This window comes from Actinomadura sp. WAC 06369, from assembly GCF_003947565.1.
In the GTDB taxonomy this organism is placed as follows: domain Bacteria; phylum Actinomycetota; class Actinomycetes; order Streptosporangiales; family Streptosporangiaceae; genus Spirillospora; species Spirillospora rifamycini.
Map to the genome: position 1 here is coordinate 1 of NZ_QHJN01000168.1, position 17,227 is coordinate 17,227.

The following is a 17,227-nucleotide window of genomic DNA, read 5'->3' on the forward strand; positions in this document are numbered from 1 at the left end:
ACCCAGACGCCGCACTCGCCCACGCCGCGCCCGCCACCGGCACCCGCCCGGCGCCGCCGCGGGCCACCGGCGGCACCCGGCTGGTCGCGGGCGTCGCCGCGGTCGCGGTGACCACGGTCGTGGCGGTCATCGCGATGCTCGCCATCGCCCTCCCGGCGATCCTGGACGGCTCCGGGGCACCGGCCGCGGGGACCGGCGAACGCACCGCGCCCACGCGCGCGAACGAGGCCGGAGCCGGAGGCGACGAACCCGCCGAGACCCCCGGGCCCGAGACGCTGCTGACCCCCGCGGCGATCGGCGAGGCGATCGCGAAGTTCGAGGCGGCGTCCGGCGGCACGAAGTTCGCCCAGCTCACCGTCTACCCGGACCGCGCGTCCGCCGACGCCCCCACCGCCGGACGCCGCGCCGCCTTCGACAACTACACCTACGGGAAGGGCGCGGACGCCGCCGTCCGCAGCCGCCCCAGCGTCGCCATCACGACCGGCGACGCCGTGGTCGACCTCAAGACCTTCGCCTGGGACGCCCTCCCCGCGCTGATGAGCCGAGCCGAGCGGACGCTGAAGGTGCCGGAGCCGACGAACAGGTACGTGATCGTGAGAGCGGCCTGGGCGTTCAACGGCGACGCGCCCACCATGTTCGTCTACCTCGCCGACGAGTACGGCGGCGGCTACCTGGCCGTGAACACCGAAGGCAAGGTCGTCCGCACCGCCCCCGCCGACTCCTGAACACCGCGCGACGATGAGTCCGGGACGCGCGGACGGTCGAACCGATGACCGCGACCCGAAGGAGCCCACGTGACGACGTCCGCCCACCTGCGCAAAACCGCCCTGTCCCTGCCGGAGACCGGCGAGGAGCGCACCGGCTCCGGCACGACCGCGTTCGTCGTGCACGGCAAGCGCTTCGCATCGACCGGCGACCACGGCGAAGCGCGCCTGCACCTCCCCCCGGCCGAGGCCGACGCGTTCCTCGCCGCGTTCCCGGGAGCCGGGCGGCTGTCGGACCGGGGAAGGGCGGTCGGCGTCCGCGTCCCGCTCGCCGACATCGACGGGCAGCGGCTCAACCACTGGGTCCGCCGTGCCTGGCTGTCCCGGGCGCCCAAGCGCCTCGTGGCGCAGGCCGTCGCCGCGGACATCGCGACGGCCGGCGACGTCGGCGACCTGCCCAAGGCCATCGGACGGCCCGCCACCCGCGCCCTCACCGCCGCCGGCATCACCACGCTCGCCCAGGTCGCCGACCTCACCGAAGCCGAACTGCGAGCGATGCACGGCATCGGCCCGAAGGCCGTGGACGTCCTCCGCGAGACGCTCGCCGCCGACGGGCGCACGTTCGGCGAACCGCGCTAGCGACGGCCCCCCACCGGGCGGTCGCCGCCGGACGGCGCCGCCCGCGCCGATAGCATCGCGGCATGCGCATGCTCGTCGTGGACGCCTTCACCGACCGCCCCTTCGTCGGGAACCCCGCGGCCGTCTGCCTGCTCGACGAGCCCGCCGAGCCCGGCTGGATGCAGCGGGTGGCGGCCGAGATGAAGCACTCCGAGACCGCGTTCGCCCGTCCGATCGAGGCGCCCGACGCCGACTTCGAACTCCGCTGGTTCACCCCGGCCGCGGAAGTCGACCTGTGCGGGCACGCCACCCTGGCGACCGCGCACGCGCTGTTCGAGACCGGGACGGCCGCCGCGCGGCCGATCCGGTTCCGGACCCTGCACTCGGGCGTCCTGACGGTGACGCGCGGCCACGACGGCGGCCTGCGCATGGACTTCCCGGCATGCCCGACCACCGAGACCGGACCGCCGGACGGCCTGGCCGGCATGCTGGGCGCCCGGCCGCTCCGGGTGGGCCGCACGTCCCTGGGCGACCTGCTGGTGGAGGTCGCCGACGAGGCCGCCGTCCGCGGCCTCGCCCCCGACACCGGAGCCCTCGCCCGCCTGGACGTCCGCGGCGTCATCGTCACGGCCGCCGCCGACGAGGGCCGGGAGTACGCGTTCGTCTCCCGCTTCTTCGCCGCCGACCTGCTGCCCGGCGACCACGAGGATCCGGTGACCGGCTCCGCCCACTGCGCCCTCGGCCCCTACTGGGGCGAGCGCCTCGGCCGCACCGAGCTGGTCGGCTACCAGGCGTCCGCCCGCGGCGGGCTCGTCGGCGTCACGCTCCGGGACGACCGCGTCGAGCTCGCCGGCCGAGCGTTCACCGTCCTCGACGGCGAACTCCGCACCTGAACCCCGACGCGCTCGCGTCCGTCCGGCGGTCACACCGGGTCCGGCAGGTCCATGAGCGCGAGCTTCGCCGGGTCGACCACGGCGACGATCTCGGTGATCCGGCCGCCGGAGACGGTGAAGACCAGCAGGGAGAGCGGGGTGCCGTCCTCGCTCCAGGAGATGACGCCGGGACGGCCGTCGACCGTCGCCGCACGTCCCCGCGCCGCGCCCCCGGCCACTCGCGCGAGGGAGGCGACGTCGGTGGCGCCGAGCGTGACGAACCGTCCGTCCGGGGTGTGGACGGTGAACCTCACCTCGGGGTCGAGGACCTGCAGCAACCGCTCGAACCGACCGTCGCGGGCCGCGGCCAGGAAGGCTTGCACCACCTCGCGTCGTCCCCCGCCGTCCCCCGACGCCTGGGCGGCCTGCGCCTTCCTGCGGGCGCGGCCCCTTCTACACCGACGCGGAACGCGCGGCCCTGGCGCTGGCCGAGGCCGCCACCCGGCTGCAGGACGGCGCCGAGGGCGTCACCGACGCGATCTGGGACGAGGCCGGCGCCCATTTCACCGAGGAGCAGATCGGCGCGATCAACCTGGAGATCGCGCTGACGAACTTCTTCAACCGGATCAACCGCACCATCAAGGAACCGGCCGGACAGACCTGGGGCTGAGCCCGGCTGCCCGTCCCGCGGGTCACCCGGTTGACGGGACGCCGGCCGGGACGGGCCGGTAGCACAGGCGGACGACGCCCGAAGGGAACGTCGTGGTGCTCACCAGGTCCAGCCGCACGGGGCCGATCCCGTCGAAGATCCGCGGGCCCGTCGCCCACAGGTAAGGGCTGACGTTGAACCACAGCTCGTCGACGAGATCGCGGGCGAGGAGCTCGCGCGCCAGTTCCCCGGCACAGGGAACGATCAGGTTGCCGTGGTGCTCGTCCTTGAGCCGGCTCACGCTCTCGGCGAGGTCGCCGTCCAGCAGGGTGGCGTTCCAGCCCAGCGGTCCGGTCGCCGACCGGGACGCGACGTACTTGGGCATGCCGTTCATCCGGGCCGCGTACGCCTCGAAGCCGGGGACGTCGGCGAGCCCGGGCCAGACGGCGGCCAGCCCTTCGTAGGTCGTGCGGCCGACGACCATGGCGTCGGCCGCCAGCCACATCTCCAGCCCGGCCTGCATGCTGCCGGGATCGGTGACCAGCCACCCCTGCGGCTCGGCCGCCGGTGCCTCGAAAGCGCCGTTGACGGTCACGGCGACGTTGATGATCAGTCGTCCCATGGGGGCTCCTCATGTCGGGTGTTGCACCGGGATGTCGTGCCGGGCGGTCGCTACGCACCGGCGGCCAGCACCGCAGCGAGCTTGCCGAGGCTCTGGCCGAAACCGATCTCGATGCCGGCGATGGAATCGGCGGACTCGACGGTGCTGTCGGCGAGCCGCCACCGGGCCTCCAAACGCGTGCCCGTGCCGACGGGCCGCAGCTCGTAGGCGATGTGCGCGGTGAAGGCGAAGCCGCCGCCGGGAAGCAGCGGGGACAAGCGGTAGGCGAGGCGCTCCCCGGGCCGCACGTCCTCGACGACCCCTTCGGCCCGTCCGACGGCCGCGTCCGAGCCGTCGGCGTCCTCCAGGTCGCGGTACTCGAGGACGATCCGCCCGCCCGGCCGCGCCTCGAAGACGAGCTCGGAAACGCGCAGTCCGTCGGGCGCCCACCAGCGGGCCAGCAGGGATTCCTCGGTCAGGTGCCGCCAGACCGGCTCGCCGGGGGCCTCCAGCGAACGGACGAACCGGAACGACCGGCCGTCGGCCCACCGGTCCGCCTCCGCGGCGCGCCGCTCCGCGTCGAGGCCGGCGCCGTAGCGGTCGAAGGTCTCGTTGGGGCCGCCGGCCCGGTCCGCGGTGTCCGCGAGCCGGGTCAGCGCGACCGCCAGGTCCCGCAGCGGGCCGGGCCGCAGCGCGTAGACGCGGCGCTGCCCGGAGCGCTGGGAGGTGACGACGCCGGCGCGTTCGAGCGTCTGCAGGTGCTTGGTCGTCTGCGGCTGCCGCGCCTCGGCGAGCCGGGCCAGGACGCCGACGGACCGGGGCCGCTCGGCCAGCAGGCTCACGAGCCGCCAGCGAGCCGGATCCGCCAGCGCGGCGAGAAGCGGTGCGTCCATGGCCTGAAGTATTCTCCATAGAGAATATTCTTGTCAACGAATACTTCGGTATGCCATCGGCCACGGCCGTCTACTCGAAAACCTGTTGGCGGCCTGCGGCGACCACTGCTATCTTTCCGGAGGCCGTGCCAGAGAACGAGGAGGTGGTACCCGTGAACGCTGTATCGACATGGGTGCTCCCCTCCGGGGTCACGGTCGGGCGATAGGTCGTCCGGGAGCGCCGTTCATGAGCACTCCCCGAAAGGCACGACCATGCGCTTCACTTCCGAACGGCGCCTCGACGACGGCGTCCTCGAGCGCGAGTTCACCCTCGACGAGATCCCCGGCATCCTGTGGACCCCCGCGTCCGCGGCTGCCCCGGCCCCGCTGATCCTGGTCGGCCACCCCGGCGGGCTGCGCGCGATGTACCCCCGGCTGGCCGCCCGTGCCCGGCGGTCCGCGGCCGACGGCTTCGCCGCGGCCGCCATCGAACTCCCCGGAGCCGGCGACCGGCCGCGCTTCGCCGCCGCGGAGCAGGCCCGCGCCGACCTGCGCGCAGCGCTCGAGGCCGGCGAACCGGTCGAGGACGAGCTCGTCGACCGGCTCGTCCTCCCGCTGGTCGACAAGGCGGTCCCGGAATGGCGGGCCGCCCTGGACGCACTCCTCGAATTGCCCGAGATCGGCGGCCCCGTCGGGTTCTCGGGAGGAGTGATCAGCATCGGCGTCCGGCTCGCGGTCGTGGAGCCGCGCATAGCGGCCGCCGTCCTGTACGCGGGAAGCTTCGTGCCACGCGCCATCTTCGAGGAGGCGCGCCAGGTCACCATCCCCCTGCACGTCCTCCTGCAGTGGGACGACGAAGGCAACGACCGGCAGGTGGCCCTTGACCTGTTCGACGCCCTCGGCTCCAAGGAGAAGACGCTGCACGCCAACATGGGCGGCCACACCGGCGTCCCGCAGTTCGCAGGGGAAGCCGCCGCCCAGTTCTTCACCCGGCACCTGAGTTAGAGCCTGCGCCGACGCGAGATGAGCGGCGGCGTGCCCATGCCCCGGACGCGGCGAGGTCTCCGGTAAAGCGGTCATCGACCGACAAGACCGACACCGGAGCCCTCGTCCCCTCTCCCTGCTCAACCCGTGGGGGCTGTCTCGCAGGACTGCCTTGTGCGGCTACCCGCCGGGTAGCCGCACAAGGCAGAACGGTTCAGTTGCCAGGGGTCGTGGTCGCTAGTGCCGGGGCCTGGGGTGAGGCGCCCTCACCGGACCGGTCGGGCTACCGCCTCCACTGCTGCGCGGGGGCCACGCCGGGGAGGGGCTTGCCGATGAGGGCGAGGGGGATGAAGAAGCCGACCTGGCCGATCGCCATAGTGAGCGTGGCGAGGGCCTTGTCGTCGTAGTGCGCGGACGCCTGCGCGTACAACTCGTCGGAGACGCGCTCGCCGTGCGGGTCGGGGGTGAGGACGGCCTCGACCAGCGCCAGCGCGGCCCGCTCGGCGCCGGTGAAGTACGGCGCGTCCCGCCAGGACGCCACGGCGGTGATCCGCTCCTCGGCCTGCCCGGCCTTGCGGAGGTTGCCGGTGTGCAGGACGGTCAGGTAGGTGTTCCCGACGATCTGCCCGGCGCGCAGCTGCACCAGGCTGATGGTCGCCTGCGGGACCGAGTCGTTGCCGACGGCCCTGAACAGAGCCTGGCCGATCTCGCCCAGCTCGGGGACGAGCACGGCGGGGTTGGGCAGTCGGGACTCGGTCGCGGCATTGGCGGTGGTCATGGTGCGGTCCCTTTCGATCTTCGGTGATGCGGTGCCGGTATGACGGACGGCAGGGTTCGGATGTGACCGGTGGGCGGCACCGGTTCGCGGTCGGGTCACCGCTCGGGGACGGCCGCCTGCGCGGCCGCCGGCTCGGGCGCGGCCGTCGGCCGGTCGCGACGGCCGGGGCGTGGTCGCATGAGCAGGACGGCGGTCAGGACGGCGGCCAGGTAGAACGCGGCCGCGCCGAGCAGCCCGGCGGTGTAGCCGTGGGTGAGCGCCTCGGGGAGCGGCGTCCCGGCGGGCCGGCCCGCGGTGGCGTTGACGGCGACGCTGGCCAGGGCCGCCAGGCCGAGGGCGCCGCCCACCTGCTGGCTGGTGTTGATGAGCCCGGATGCGATCCCCGCGTCCTCGGGGGCGACGTCCCGCACGCCGCCGATCGTGGCCGCCACGAACCCGATGCCCAGGCCGATGCCCGCGACCAGCTGGGCGGGCAGCAGCACGGCCAGGGCGTTCTGGTCCGGGGTGAGCATGCTGAACCAGACCATCGCGGCGGCGGCCACCCCCATCCCGCCGGCCAGGACGACGCGGGGCGAGGTGCGGGCCTGCAGCTGCGGGCCGATGGCGCCGGAGCCGATGCCGATGCCGATCGCGAACGGCAGGTAGGCCAGCCCGGTGACCATGGGCGAGTAGTCCTTGATCGACTGCATGTAGAGGGTGAGGAAGTAGAAGGTGGCCAGCTGGCCCGCGCCCATCAGCAGCATGACCAGGTTGGCGCCGAGCCGGCCGCGGTCGGCCAGCACGCCGGCCGGGAGCATCGGTGCGCGCACCCTGCGCTGGATCGCGGCGAACGCGATCCCCAGCACCAGCGCGATCGCGCCGAACGCCAGGGTCAGCCCGTCGGTCGGGCCGTCGGACCCCGCCCGGTTGATCGCGTACACCAGGGAGCCCAGCGCGAGGGTGACGGTGACCGCCCCGGGCAGGTCGATGCCGCCGCGCTCGCGGGTGCCGGGGACCAGGGCGAGCGTTCCCACCAGCACCGCCAGCGCGATGGGGACGTTGATGAACATGATCCAGCGCCAGCCCAGGTACTCGGTCAGCGCGCCGCCCAGCAGCAGGCCGACCACCGAGCCCAGGCCGCCCATCGCCCCGTACACGCCCAGCGCCTTGTTGCGGCGGGGGCCCGCGGGGAAGGTGTCGGCGAGCAGCGACAGCGCGGCCGGCGCGATGACGGCGCCGCCCACGCCCTGCAGCACGCGCGCGGCGATCAGTGTGGCGCCGTCCTGGGCGACCCCGCCCAGCAGGGAGGCCAGCAGGAACACCACCAGCCCGGCCCGGAACAGTCGGCGCCGTCCGAACAGGTCACCGGCGCGGCCGCCGGCGAGCAGCATCCCGCCGAACGCCAGCGCGTACGACGTCAGGACCCAGTCCAGATCGGCCGGTGCGATGCCCAGGCCGGAGCCGATGACGGGCAGGCCGACGGTGACGATGGTGCCGTCCATCACGATCAGCAGCTGCGCCGCCGCGATCACCAGCAGCGCCAGGCCGGTCTTCTCCCGCGCGGGACGGGTTCGAGTTCGCGAAGTCATCGGGATCTCCTCAGTGAGCGGCGGCGCGGTGGACGGCGGCGGCCAGCCGGTCGTGTTCGGGGTAGGACCAGTTGAAGGAGAAGCGGCGGCGGGTGTAGCCGAAGGCGATGCCGCTACGGGGGTCGGCGAATGCCTCCGAGCCCGCCGAGCCGCCGTGGCCGAACGCCTCGGCGCTCAAGAACGGGTAGCGCAGGCCCTTGGCCTGGAAGCCCAACGCGTACTGGCCCTGCGGGCCGACGACCAGGTCACCGCCGACCGAGTGGAGCATGGCGAACCCGCCGAGGGTGTCGGGCTTGAGCAGCGGGGCGTGGCCGTCCAGCCCGCACACCGCCGCCGCGTACATGGCGGCCAGTCCCCGCGCGCTGCCCACACCGCCCGCCGACGCCTGGCCGAGCGCCCGCACCCGCCGGGTGTTGATGAACGCGACCTGGTCCAGCGGCGGGGTGGAGTTCAGGCCGTACCCGATCCCGGTGATGCTGTGCGGGCCCGGGACGTTCGCCCAGAACGCGGCGAGCTCCTCCGGCGTCGCCAGGCCCGGCAGCACCTCCCGGTACCGGTCCTCCAGCGTCTTCGGCAGCCCGAGGTGGACGTCCAGCCCGTGGGGCGCGCGGACCCGCTCCTCGAACACCTCCTGCAGGGAGCGGCCGGTGACCCGGCGGACCACCTCGCCCACGATCGCGAACGAGACGAACCCGCCGTAGCCGTAGGCGGTGCCCGGCCGCCAGTACGGACGCTGCCCGGCCAGCCTCTCGGCGATCACCCGGTCGTCGGCGAGCTCGTCCGCCGTCAGCCCGCCGTCGACACCGATCACCCCGGACCGGTGCGACAGCACCTCCCGCAACGTGATTCCGCCCTTCCCGGCGGCGGCGAACTCCGGCCAGCACCCGGCCACGGGCTCGTCCAGGTCGAGGACGCCGTCCTGCACCAGCAGCGCCACCACCAGCGTCGCCGCGCCCTTGGTCGAGGAGTACACCCCGGTCAGGGTGTCGCCGGTGACCCCGTCCCCGGCCCACAGATCCACCACCCGGCGGCCGTGCACGTACGCCGCCAGCTGTGCCCCGGACTCGCCGTCCTCGGCGGCCACCGCGGCGGCGAACTCCTCGCGCACCGCCTCGTAACCGTCGGCCACCGTCCCGCAGATCTCGAACTCGCTCATCGTTTGCTCCGTTCGTCGTTGATCGCAGCCATGACGAACGGGTCGCGGCGAATGTGACCGGCCGCGTGCGTCACATCGGCCGCGTGCGGTTCGTCAACGTCGTGAGTACCGGCGCCGGCAGGCGATGATGAGAGGCGATCATGGACGAGCGCGACTTCCTTGCCGAACGATTCGAAGAGCACCGAACGCACCTCAAGTCGGTGGCCTACCGGATGCTCGGCTCCCTGACCGAGGCCGACGACGCCGTCCAGGAGGCGTGGCTGCGGCTCGCCCGCTCCGAGACCGGCCAGATCGGCAACCTCGGCGGATGGCTGACCACCGTCGTCGGCCGGATCTGCCTGGACATGCTGCGCTCCCGCACGCACCGCGGCGAGACCCCGCTGGAGGCCCGCCTGCCGGACCCGATCGTGAGCGAACCGGCCGCCGACCCCGAGCAGCAGGCGCTGATCGCCGACTCGGTCGGGCTGGCGCTGCTGGTGGTGCTGGAATCGCTGACCCCGCCCGAACGGCTGGCCTTCGTCCTGCACGACATGTTCGGCCTCCCGTTCGAGGAGATCGCCCCGATCATCGACCGCACCCCGGCCGCGGCCCGCAAACTCGCCAGCCGCGCCCGCCGCCGCGTCCAGGGCACCGCACCCGAGCCCGAACCCGACCCGGCCGCCCAGCGCCGCGTCGTCGACGCCTTCCTCGCCGCCGCACGCGGCGGCGACTTCGACGCGCTGGTGGCCGTCCTGGACCCCGATGTCGTGCTGCGCGCCGACGGCGGCGCGGCCCTGCCCGGCGGCATGCGGGTCCTGCGCGGCCGCGAGGCGGTGGCCGGCCAGGCCGCCACCTTCCACCGCATGGCGACCCTGACCACCAGCCTCCCCGTGCTGGTCAACGGAACAGCCGGGCTGGTCAACACCCTCGACGGCGAACGGTTCTCGGTCATGAGCTTCACGGTCACCGACGACAAGATCACCGCGATCGAGATCCTGTCCGACCGCGACCGGCTGGCCGCCCTCGACCTCACCGGACTCGAGCTCTGACCACGCCCCGCCGGCCGGGGACCGAGGAAACGAGGCATCCGCGCAACGCGAAACGGATCTGAGTGCTGGACGCGGCCCTGACGACGGTGTCCGACCGGATCGATCACGACGGCCTGCTGGAAGCGCTCGAAGGGTTCCCCGCCAGGGAACTTGTTCGAGCGTGGCTGAAGGCCAGGGTCTTCAAACCGGACCAGGGATTCCCGCCCACCTAGAAGGCCACGCCACAAGGGGGCATGATCAGTGAGCCTTGCGTTGGGCCGCGACACCCTTCCCGACCCCGAGCGGGCGGCGTCGGGTGAGAAGCTGTCGGCCCCGGGCGGCTTCCAGCGCGAAGGACCTGCACGGCGGCTGATACCGCAGCTCAGGGCATCCCAGCATCACTTCGCCGCCCCCCGAAGAGGCATCAGGTTGTGGCTGGGTCTTCGGGGGAAGCGGCGAGGGTTTCGCCGTCTCGGTCATCTCTGTCGGCGGGAGCGGCGCGATCCTGGTCCTCCTTCTTCAGGGACGCTTCGGCTCGGACGGCGCGCTCGCGTTGTGCCGAGGCGTCGGCGCGGGCGGCCGCCAGGTCGGTTTCGAGTCGGTCGCAGAGGGCCTGGCGGGCGGCGAGCGCGCTCTGCGCGGCGGCCGCCTCCTCGGCCGCCTTCTCGGCCGCGGCTTGAAGGGATTGCTGGCGGAGTTCCAGGGCGTCGACTCGAGCACCGGCCTCACGCCCGTGGCGTAGGGCGTCGTCGCGGGCCTGCTCGGCAGCGTCGGCCCTTGCCTGCTGGGCACGGGTTTCGCTCTGCGCGGCGACCAGAGCCTCTCGGACGTTCGCCAGTGCCGCGGCGCTGTGCGTCAACTCGGTCTGGAGAGCCTGCGAGCGCTCGGTCTGGGCTTGTGCGGCGGCCTCGAACCGGGCGCGCTCCTGCTGGTGGGCGTCGCGGGCGTCCCGCAGTTCGGCGGCCTTGGCATCGCGGGCGGTCTCGGCGGCGGCTTGCGCGTCCCGTGCGGCATCGAGCGCGACGCGGTGCGCCGCGATCGCCTCGGCGGTGTCGACGCGGACCTGCTCCAGGGCCGCGCGGTCGCGGGCGGCGTCCTGCTCGGCGGCCCGCTGCGCGGCGCGGGCCGTCTCGGCGGCGGCGACCGCTTCCTCCCGCGCCTTGTCGGCCGCCAGGGCGCGGGCTTCGGCGTCGGCCTCCGCCTGCCGGGCCGCCGTCGCTTCCGCTTCCGCGCGCCGCACCCGCGCCAGAGCCCCGTCCTGTGCCTTGGCGAGAAACTCCTGGAGGCGGCTCAGCTGGTCCTGCAGGACGCCGATGGCCGTGGGCACCTGCTGCGCGAGCGCCTCGGCCTGGCGGAGCGGTTCGTCCACCGCGGCCGCGTCGGCCGCACGGCGGTCCCGGCTGGCCTGATCGGCATGTGCCTTGCTGCAGTACTTCGGGGGCCGGCCGCGGCCGTGCGCGGGGAGCGGCTCGGTGCAGCCCGCCAATGCGCACTCCCCCGCCGACGCCCGCACCGGCGTCTCGGCGGCTCCTCCGCCGGGCTCAGGGACGAACCCCACACCCGGGCCGTCGTTCATGACCGAAGCCCCGGACGGCGACTCGAGGCCGTCGCTCCCCACCGCCGCTCTGGGCACCGGTGGGGCACCGCTCACAAAGGCTGTCGGTTCAGTACCCACCGACTCGTCGACGGCCTTGTCACTGCTGCTATCGCTGCTCACCCGCGACACCTTAGCCTATTTTCGCTTCGCGACACGCTTAATAATTAACGCGACACGCTAAACGCGTAAGAGTGAAACGATGGAGGCTCCGGGATAATGACGGTTATCCTGGTGTGCATGATCACGAGCGGCGAGCCACCCACGACCGACCTCCCGAGCGGCACCGGCGAGGCGGGGCCCGAACCGATGGCGGGGGCGCCGCTCGAAGGCACGATGCTCGTTCCCGCCGCGGCGCCGCCCCCCGCCGCGGAATCGGCCGCGGGGCTCACGCCCGAGCCCATCGGTCAGGCCGTCGCGCTCCTGCCCGCGTTGCAGCCCGACGAGCCCGGCGACCGCTACGGTCTGCGCGCGTTGACCGCCGCGTGGCTGCGGAGCCAGAGCAGCGACGCGACCCGCCGCGCCTACTACCGGGACCTCGCCGTCTGGCTGGACTACTGCGCCCGCACCGGGCTCGACCCGTGCGCCGCGCGCCGCGCCGACATCGACGACTGGTCGGCGTCCATGACCGTCGAGGTCCGCGGCCGGACGCGCCCGCCGAGCGCCGCGACCCGGGCACGCCGACTCGCGGCCGTCTCGTCCTGGTACACGTATCTGCAGTCCAACGACGTCACCGAGCGGAACCCCACGGTGCTGGTCAAGCGGCCGACCAGCGCGCAGATCGCCGCGTCGGCGCGCAAAGCCCCGACCCTCAGCGTCACCGAGACCGCGCTGCTCCTCGACACCGCCGAGCGCCGCGCCGTCGACCAGGGGACCGAGGCCGCATGGCGCGACGCGGCCGTCACCGCCCTGCTGTTCTACACGGCGCTACGGGTATCGGCGTTCACCAGCGCGGATCTGACGGACCTCAGCACCGAAGCCGGGTACCGCGTGCTGTGGCACAGCGCCAAAGGCAAGGGACCCGAGGGCCGCGACTATGTCCGGTTGGACGGTGAACTCTGCCGGGTGCTGGACGCGTACCTTTCCGTCCGCGCGGGCAGGCACGGCGGCTCGTGCCCGCCCGGGCCGCTGCTGGTCACCACCCCGCACCCCTTCGACCGGTCGAAGACCGGGGACAAGCGGCTGACCCAGCGCGATGTCACCAACATCCTGCGCAGGCAGGCCCGGCTCGCCGGGTTGCCGGCCGCGTCCAGGCTCAGCCCGCACAGCGGACGCCGAACCGTCATCACGACCCTGCTCGGCAACGACGTCCCGCTCGCCAAGGTGCAGGACCTCGCCGGCCACGCCGACCCGCGCACCACCCGCGGGTACGACGACACCAACCACAAGCTCGCCTCCTCCCCCGTCACCGACCTCACCCGCATCCTCGCCCGCCACCGCGACTCCTCCCCCACCACCGACGGCCGTTGATGGATGCGTCACCGACGCATACGAGGCGCCTTCGGCGTGATCGGGCCTGCGTGGCCTGGGGGCGATGAAATGGCCCCATGGGTCGGCAACCGGTCGGGATGGACGAGCTTGTCGAGCACTGGACGGCGCTGGAGGACGAGCTGGAGCTGCTGGTGACGGGCAAGCATGGGGGACGGCCGGAATAAGGTGGCGTCGAGCCGGGCGGCCGGGGAAGTCGACGACGGGCACGGCGGTGACTTCCGCAAAGCTGATGTGACACATAACGTTGCCGAGTCAATTGGGCGTCAAGCCCCGGCGCTCATGGCGCGGGGTTTGTCCTGAACCGGCGGCTGATGTGCGCCGTCCTACCGTAGGTGGGTGCATTCTTTCGGGTTACGAGTAAACGCCGATCGGGTCGTCTCTGGGGAATCGCGAGTGGGATCTTTCTGGTCACCGCGGCAGCGGCGTTCGTCCTGGCGGCGAAGAACACGAAGGTGTTCGGTGGCGGCACCGATGGCCTGAGTGCGTTCATCGCGCTGGTCTCACTCGGGGTCTCGACCTCGTCGGGAGTGCTGGCCTACCGGGCGCTGCGTCTGGGTGAGATTGACACCAGGGCCCGGGCCGACGACCTGTCCGGTCTGGTGCGGGAAAGGGAGGCCCAGCAGCTCGGGCAGCTGCTGGGCGATGACGCCCGCACGATCGATGTGGGGTTCGCCCTGACCGTCCAGCACGAGGTGGAAGGCGCCGCCGACACCGGCACGCTCAACGATGTGGTCGGCTACTTTCTGGACCTTCGTCCGCAGCGGCTGGTCATCACTGGGGAGCCCGGGGCAGGCAAGACCGTCCTGGCGATCGAGCTGATCCTGGGACTGCTGGACGCGCGCAAACCCGACGAGCCGGTGCCGGTGCGGATCTCGGCCACCGCCTGGGACCCGGGGACAGGGCGGAAAGACCCCCGGACCGGCAAGCGGGACCTAGGGCCAGAACCGCAGGACCTGCTGGTCGACCACCTGATCCGGACGTTCGGATTGCGCTCGGCCACGGCCCGGGCACTGGTGCGCGACGCCATGGTGCTGCCGGTCATCGACGGGCTCGATGAGATGGACCGCACCGACCGGCCCGGCTACAACTCCGCCGCCGGCCGCACCCTGGACAAGCTCAACCGCTACCGGCACGGCCGCGACAAGGCTCCAGTGATCCTGACCTGCCGCACCGGCCAGTATCAGTCCCTGACCGGCGGCCAGGCCCAGGCCCGCGACGCCGTCCGCGTCGACCTGTCCCCCGTCACCGCCGACCAGGCCGCACGGTTCATCGCCTCCCACGCCGGTCCCGACCACGTCCCGCGCTGGAACCCCGTCCTGCACGCCCTCCAGCAGCCCGCCCACCCCCTGGCCCGAGCCCTGAACACCCCCTGGCGACTGACCCTGGCCGTCACCGTCTACCAGCAGCGATCGGCCGACACCGGCGACTACATTCGCGACCCCGCCGACCTCACCGGATACGACGATCCCGACGCCATCCACCACCACCTGCTGCAACAGTTCATCCCCGCTTCCGTCGCCAACACCACCCTCAACAACCGCAACCCCCACCGCTATCGGCCCGACCAGGTCCACACATGGCTGACCGTCCTGGCCCGCCACCTCGACACCAACACCGACATCGTCCTGCACGAACTCTGGCCCATCGCCGGAAACCGCCCCCGCATCCTCACCTCCCTCCTCGCCGTCCTCCTCACCGCTCTACCGATCACCACGATGCTGGCCATAGTCACCACAGACGGCTACTATCCAGCACCGACCGCCGCCTGGTGCGCCGTGATCTTCGCCTTGATCCCCGGGATCTTCGCCTGGGCACACCCGCGGCCCGCCCCCACACGCCTGGATCTGTCCCGGTTCAAAACTCGCTCCGGCCGCCGAAAAATCACCAAGTGGCTCGCGATCGGGTTTGTGGCAGGACCCGCGCTGGGGCTCGCGACCGTGCTCGCGGACGCGCTCACGGGCGGGCTCGTGCCCCTACTCATGGAGGCCTTCGAGGACTGGCGCACTGACGGGTTCGCGGACATGTTCCCGGAGTTCGCGAGCAGGCTCGCGCCCGTGCTCGCGGACTTCGCGAATGGACTCACGTACGGGCTCGCGGTCGCACTCACGGGTGGGCTCGCGGTCGCGCTCACGGTCGGGCTCACGTACGGGCTCGACCCCTCCGACACAAGCGCCAGGGCAGATTCCCGCGACCTTATCCGTCAAGACCTCACCAGATGGCTCACGGGTGGGCTGACGTTCGGGCTCATGTTCGGGCTCACGTACTGGCTCACAGGCGGGCTCGCCGACGACGGGCTCGTGTTCGGGCTCGCGATCGGCCTCATGTTCGGGCTCGCGGGCGGGCTCACAAGCGGGCTCACAGGTGGGCTCGCGGTCGCGCTCACGGGCGGGCTCACGTTCGGGCTCACGTTCGTCCTCGCCGACGACGAGCTCACAGAGGGGCTCACCGGCGGGCTCACGTACGGGCTCGCGTACGGGGCTATTATCTGGGCTTTCAGTGGGTTCACGGTAAGGCCCGCCGGACTTGCGTCAGCGCGTTATCTCATGCTTCTGATCTGCATGAAACGGCGTCTCCCCCTACGCCTCGGCCGCTTCCTGAACTGGTGCTACACCGATGCCGGATTGATCCGCACCGCGGGCATCGCCTACCAGTTCCGCCACCGCGAACTCCAAAATCACCTGCTATCAACACCGCCCGTACCGCCGCAACGGGTGACCCAACCCAGCCAATGACACCCCTGCCGGGGGGCCGGAATACGCCAAAAAGGGATCACGGCCTGACGGTTGATCGTTAGGGTGATCGGCGTCGAAATGGGGGCGGTAACGGCTGGGGTGTCCTACGAGGCAGCCCGGGCCCGGCAGATGGCCGGGACCGCGATGCGCAAGGCGGTGCGGTCCAAGGACAACCCGGCCGACCTGATCAACGTGGCGTTGGAGGAGTTGGTCCGCGCGCGGTGCGAGCCGCCGGCTACACCGCCTTGGACGCGATGAGTACCGCGGGCGCCACGCTGTCGAGTGCGGCACCAACGGCTCAAACGCCGCCCGCGTCAACGAATGGCTCTACATCGACGCCACCCTCGACCAGCTGAAAGACCAGGGCTACCGGTGCTGGAAGAGGACCTCGCGCGGCTGTCGCCGTTCGCCCGCCGCCACATCAACGTGAACGGCAGGCACCTACTCCTTCAGCCGGCCCGACTTCGGCCCCACCGGCGTCCGCGCGCTCCGCGACACCGACCAGCCCGACTGGGATGAAGACCAGTCGTAGTGCCTGCTCATGGATCCGCCGCCGGGTCGCCGGGAGGCAAGGGCTCTGGTCTTGTCGCCGGGATCCGGCGGTGGAGTGGACGGCGTCCTCCTCGTCCCCGCCGTCCGATGCCGCCAGGCCGCCGCTCGCCTCGACCCCCTCATCCTCGGGTGTCTGAGAAGTCCCCGATGAGCTCTGGGGTGTGGTCGGGCTTGGCGGCGGGCCAGGCCGGCGGCCGGTGCACGCAGGTGAGGGGGTTCAGTTGTTCTTGAAGGGGTTGAGGGTGCGTCCTGCGAGGTAGCTCAGGCGGATGGGCAGGGGTTTCATGGCGGCGGCAGAGATCTTGTTGACGAGGCCGGGGATGCACACGGGTTTGCCGTTCTGGACGGCTTTCCAGCCTTCGGCCACGACGGCTTCGGGTTGCTGCCACAGGATGCGGGGGAGGTGGTTGGCTCTGTCGCGGGTGCCCATGACGTCGTGGAATTCGGTGTGGGTGAAGCCGGGGCACAGGGCGGTGACGTGGATGCCGTGCGGTTTGAGCTCCATGTCCAGGGCCTGGGAGGTGTTGAGGACGTAGGACTTGATGCCGGTGTAGAGCAGGCTGGCTGCGGGTGGTGCGAACGCGGCGACGGAGGACAGGTTGACGATGCGGCCCCAGCGGCGTTTCTTCATGCCGGGGATGACCAGGTGGGCGAGTTCGGTCTGGGCGGTCACCATCAGCTGGATCTCCCCGGCCAGGGTGTCCCAGGGGGTGTCGGCGAACGCGGTCTTGCCCGACAGGCCGGCGTTGTTGATGAGGACGTCGATGTCCAGGCCTTGGGCGTCCGCGTAGTCCATAATCGCCTTGGGGGCGGCGGGGTCGGTGAGGTCGGCGCCGAACACCTCATAGCGCCGCCCACCGTGCTGCCGGGTCAGTTCCGCGGCCAGCTCCTGGAGGCGGTCGGTGCGGCGGGCGACCAGCAGGAGCTGGTAGCCGCGGGCGGCGAGGTGGCGGGCGAACGTGGCGCCGATGCCGGCGGAGGCGCCGGTGATGAGCGCGGTGCGGGGGGTGGTCACTGTGGGGTTCCTTCGATCGCGTGGGGGGCGGTGA

Annotated in this window: 16 protein-coding genes and 1 pseudogene; 8 read left to right on the forward strand and 9 right to left on the reverse strand. The window is 72.3% G+C overall.

The annotated features are described in order from the left end of the window. From DMH08_RS40485 to DMH08_RS32300, 3 genes and pseudogenes are all read left to right on the forward strand, one after another. Positions 1 to 725: pseudogene (locus DMH08_RS40485) on the forward strand (hypothetical protein); the annotation flags it as partial. Positions 726 to 794: 69 nt separating this feature from the next. Continuing rightward, positions 795 to 1,343, forward strand: coding sequence for a hypothetical protein (locus DMH08_RS32295; protein ID WP_125619784.1), 549 nt, complete (start codon positions 795 to 797; stop codon positions 1,341 to 1,343). Between the two features lie 62 nt (positions 1,344 to 1,405). Further along, a complete protein-coding gene (locus DMH08_RS32300; protein ID WP_125619785.1) occupies positions 1,406 to 2,215 on the forward strand; it encodes a PhzF family phenazine biosynthesis protein in 810 nt (269 codons plus the stop codon). 29 nt (positions 2,216 to 2,244) lie between these two features. Here DMH08_RS32300 and DMH08_RS32305 read toward each other — a convergent pair whose 3' ends face one another. From DMH08_RS32305 to DMH08_RS32320, 3 genes are all read right to left on the reverse strand, one after another. Beyond that, positions 2,245 to 2,580 (reverse strand): hypothetical protein, encoded by a 336-nt coding sequence (locus DMH08_RS32305; protein ID WP_199748110.1) that lies wholly within the window; start codon positions 2,578 to 2,580, stop codon positions 2,245 to 2,247. A gap of 306 nt (positions 2,581 to 2,886) precedes the next feature. Beyond that, complete coding sequence (locus tag DMH08_RS32315) at positions 2,887 to 3,465, reverse strand: dihydrofolate reductase family protein (protein ID WP_125619787.1); 579 nt, start codon at positions 3,463 to 3,465, stop codon at positions 2,887 to 2,889. Positions 3,466 to 3,515: 50 nt separating this feature from the next. Beyond that, positions 3,516 to 4,337, reverse strand: coding sequence for a metalloregulator ArsR/SmtB family transcription factor (locus DMH08_RS32320; protein ID WP_125619789.1), 822 nt, complete (start codon positions 4,335 to 4,337; stop codon positions 3,516 to 3,518). 252 nt (positions 4,338 to 4,589) lie between these two features. Between DMH08_RS32320 and DMH08_RS32330 the strand changes: the two genes are divergently transcribed. Then, positions 4,590 to 5,321: an alpha/beta hydrolase gene (locus tag DMH08_RS32330; RefSeq protein WP_125619793.1), complete on the forward strand. Its 732-nt coding sequence runs from the start codon at positions 4,590 to 4,592 to the stop codon at positions 5,319 to 5,321. Positions 5,322 to 5,583: 262 nt separating this feature from the next. On the opposite strand, the gene DMH08_RS32335 is transcribed toward DMH08_RS32330, so the two are convergent. From DMH08_RS32335 to DMH08_RS41220, 4 genes are all read right to left on the reverse strand, one after another. Further along, on the reverse strand, positions 5,584 to 6,078 hold the full coding sequence (locus DMH08_RS32335) for a carboxymuconolactone decarboxylase family protein (protein ID WP_026401792.1): 495 nt from the start codon (positions 6,076 to 6,078) through the stop codon (positions 5,584 to 5,586). 95 nt (positions 6,079 to 6,173) lie between these two features. Next, positions 6,174 to 7,646 carry an MFS transporter gene (locus tag DMH08_RS32340; protein ID WP_125619795.1) on the reverse strand — a complete coding sequence of 491 codons (1,473 nt, stop codon included), beginning with the start codon at positions 7,644 to 7,646 and terminating at the stop codon, positions 6,174 to 6,176. A gap of 10 nt (positions 7,647 to 7,656) precedes the next feature. After that, complete coding sequence (locus DMH08_RS32345) at positions 7,657 to 8,802, reverse strand: EstA family serine hydrolase (RefSeq protein WP_026401794.1); 1,146 nt, start codon at positions 8,800 to 8,802, stop codon at positions 7,657 to 7,659. Continuing rightward, positions 8,799 to 8,984, reverse strand: coding sequence for a hypothetical protein (locus tag DMH08_RS41220; protein WP_169528808.1), 186 nt, complete (start codon positions 8,982 to 8,984; stop codon positions 8,799 to 8,801). The genes DMH08_RS32345 and DMH08_RS41220 overlap by 4 nt, the downstream gene beginning before the upstream one ends. Between DMH08_RS41220 and sigJ the strand changes: the two genes are divergently transcribed. After that, on the forward strand, positions 8,943 to 9,830 hold the full coding sequence (gene sigJ / locus DMH08_RS32350) for an RNA polymerase sigma factor SigJ (protein ID WP_026401795.1): 888 nt from the start codon (positions 8,943 to 8,945) through the stop codon (positions 9,828 to 9,830). The genes DMH08_RS41220 and sigJ overlap by 42 nt on opposite strands. Before the next feature lie 62 nt (positions 9,831 to 9,892). After that, positions 9,893 to 10,042, forward strand: a complete 150-nt coding sequence (locus DMH08_RS40490) for a hypothetical protein (RefSeq protein WP_158642425.1) — start codon at positions 9,893 to 9,895, stop codon at positions 10,040 to 10,042. A 191-nt stretch (positions 10,043 to 10,233) separates the two neighbouring features. On the opposite strand, the gene DMH08_RS32355 is transcribed toward DMH08_RS40490, so the two are convergent. After that, complete coding sequence (locus DMH08_RS32355) at positions 10,234 to 11,526, reverse strand: hypothetical protein (RefSeq protein ID WP_125619796.1); 1,293 nt, start codon at positions 11,524 to 11,526, stop codon at positions 10,234 to 10,236. A gap of 117 nt (positions 11,527 to 11,643) precedes the next feature. Here DMH08_RS32355 and DMH08_RS32360 point away from each other — a divergent pair, with 117 nt between their 5' ends. Together DMH08_RS32360 and DMH08_RS32365 are read left to right on the forward strand one after the other, a co-directional pair. After that, a complete protein-coding gene (locus tag DMH08_RS32360) occupies positions 11,644 to 12,873 on the forward strand; it encodes a tyrosine-type recombinase/integrase (RefSeq protein WP_158642426.1) in 1,230 nt (409 codons plus the stop codon). A 473-nt stretch (positions 12,874 to 13,346) separates the two neighbouring features. Further along, positions 13,347 to 15,626 (forward strand): NACHT domain-containing protein, encoded by a 2,280-nt coding sequence (locus tag DMH08_RS32365; protein WP_158642427.1) that lies wholly within the window; start codon positions 13,347 to 13,349, stop codon positions 15,624 to 15,626. Between the two features lie 769 nt (positions 15,627 to 16,395). On the opposite strand, the gene DMH08_RS32370 is transcribed toward DMH08_RS32365, so the two are convergent. Further along, positions 16,396 to 17,193, reverse strand: coding sequence for an SDR family NAD(P)-dependent oxidoreductase (locus tag DMH08_RS32370; protein ID WP_125619802.1), 798 nt, complete (start codon positions 17,191 to 17,193; stop codon positions 16,396 to 16,398). Positions 17,194 to 17,227: the final 34 nt, after the last annotated feature.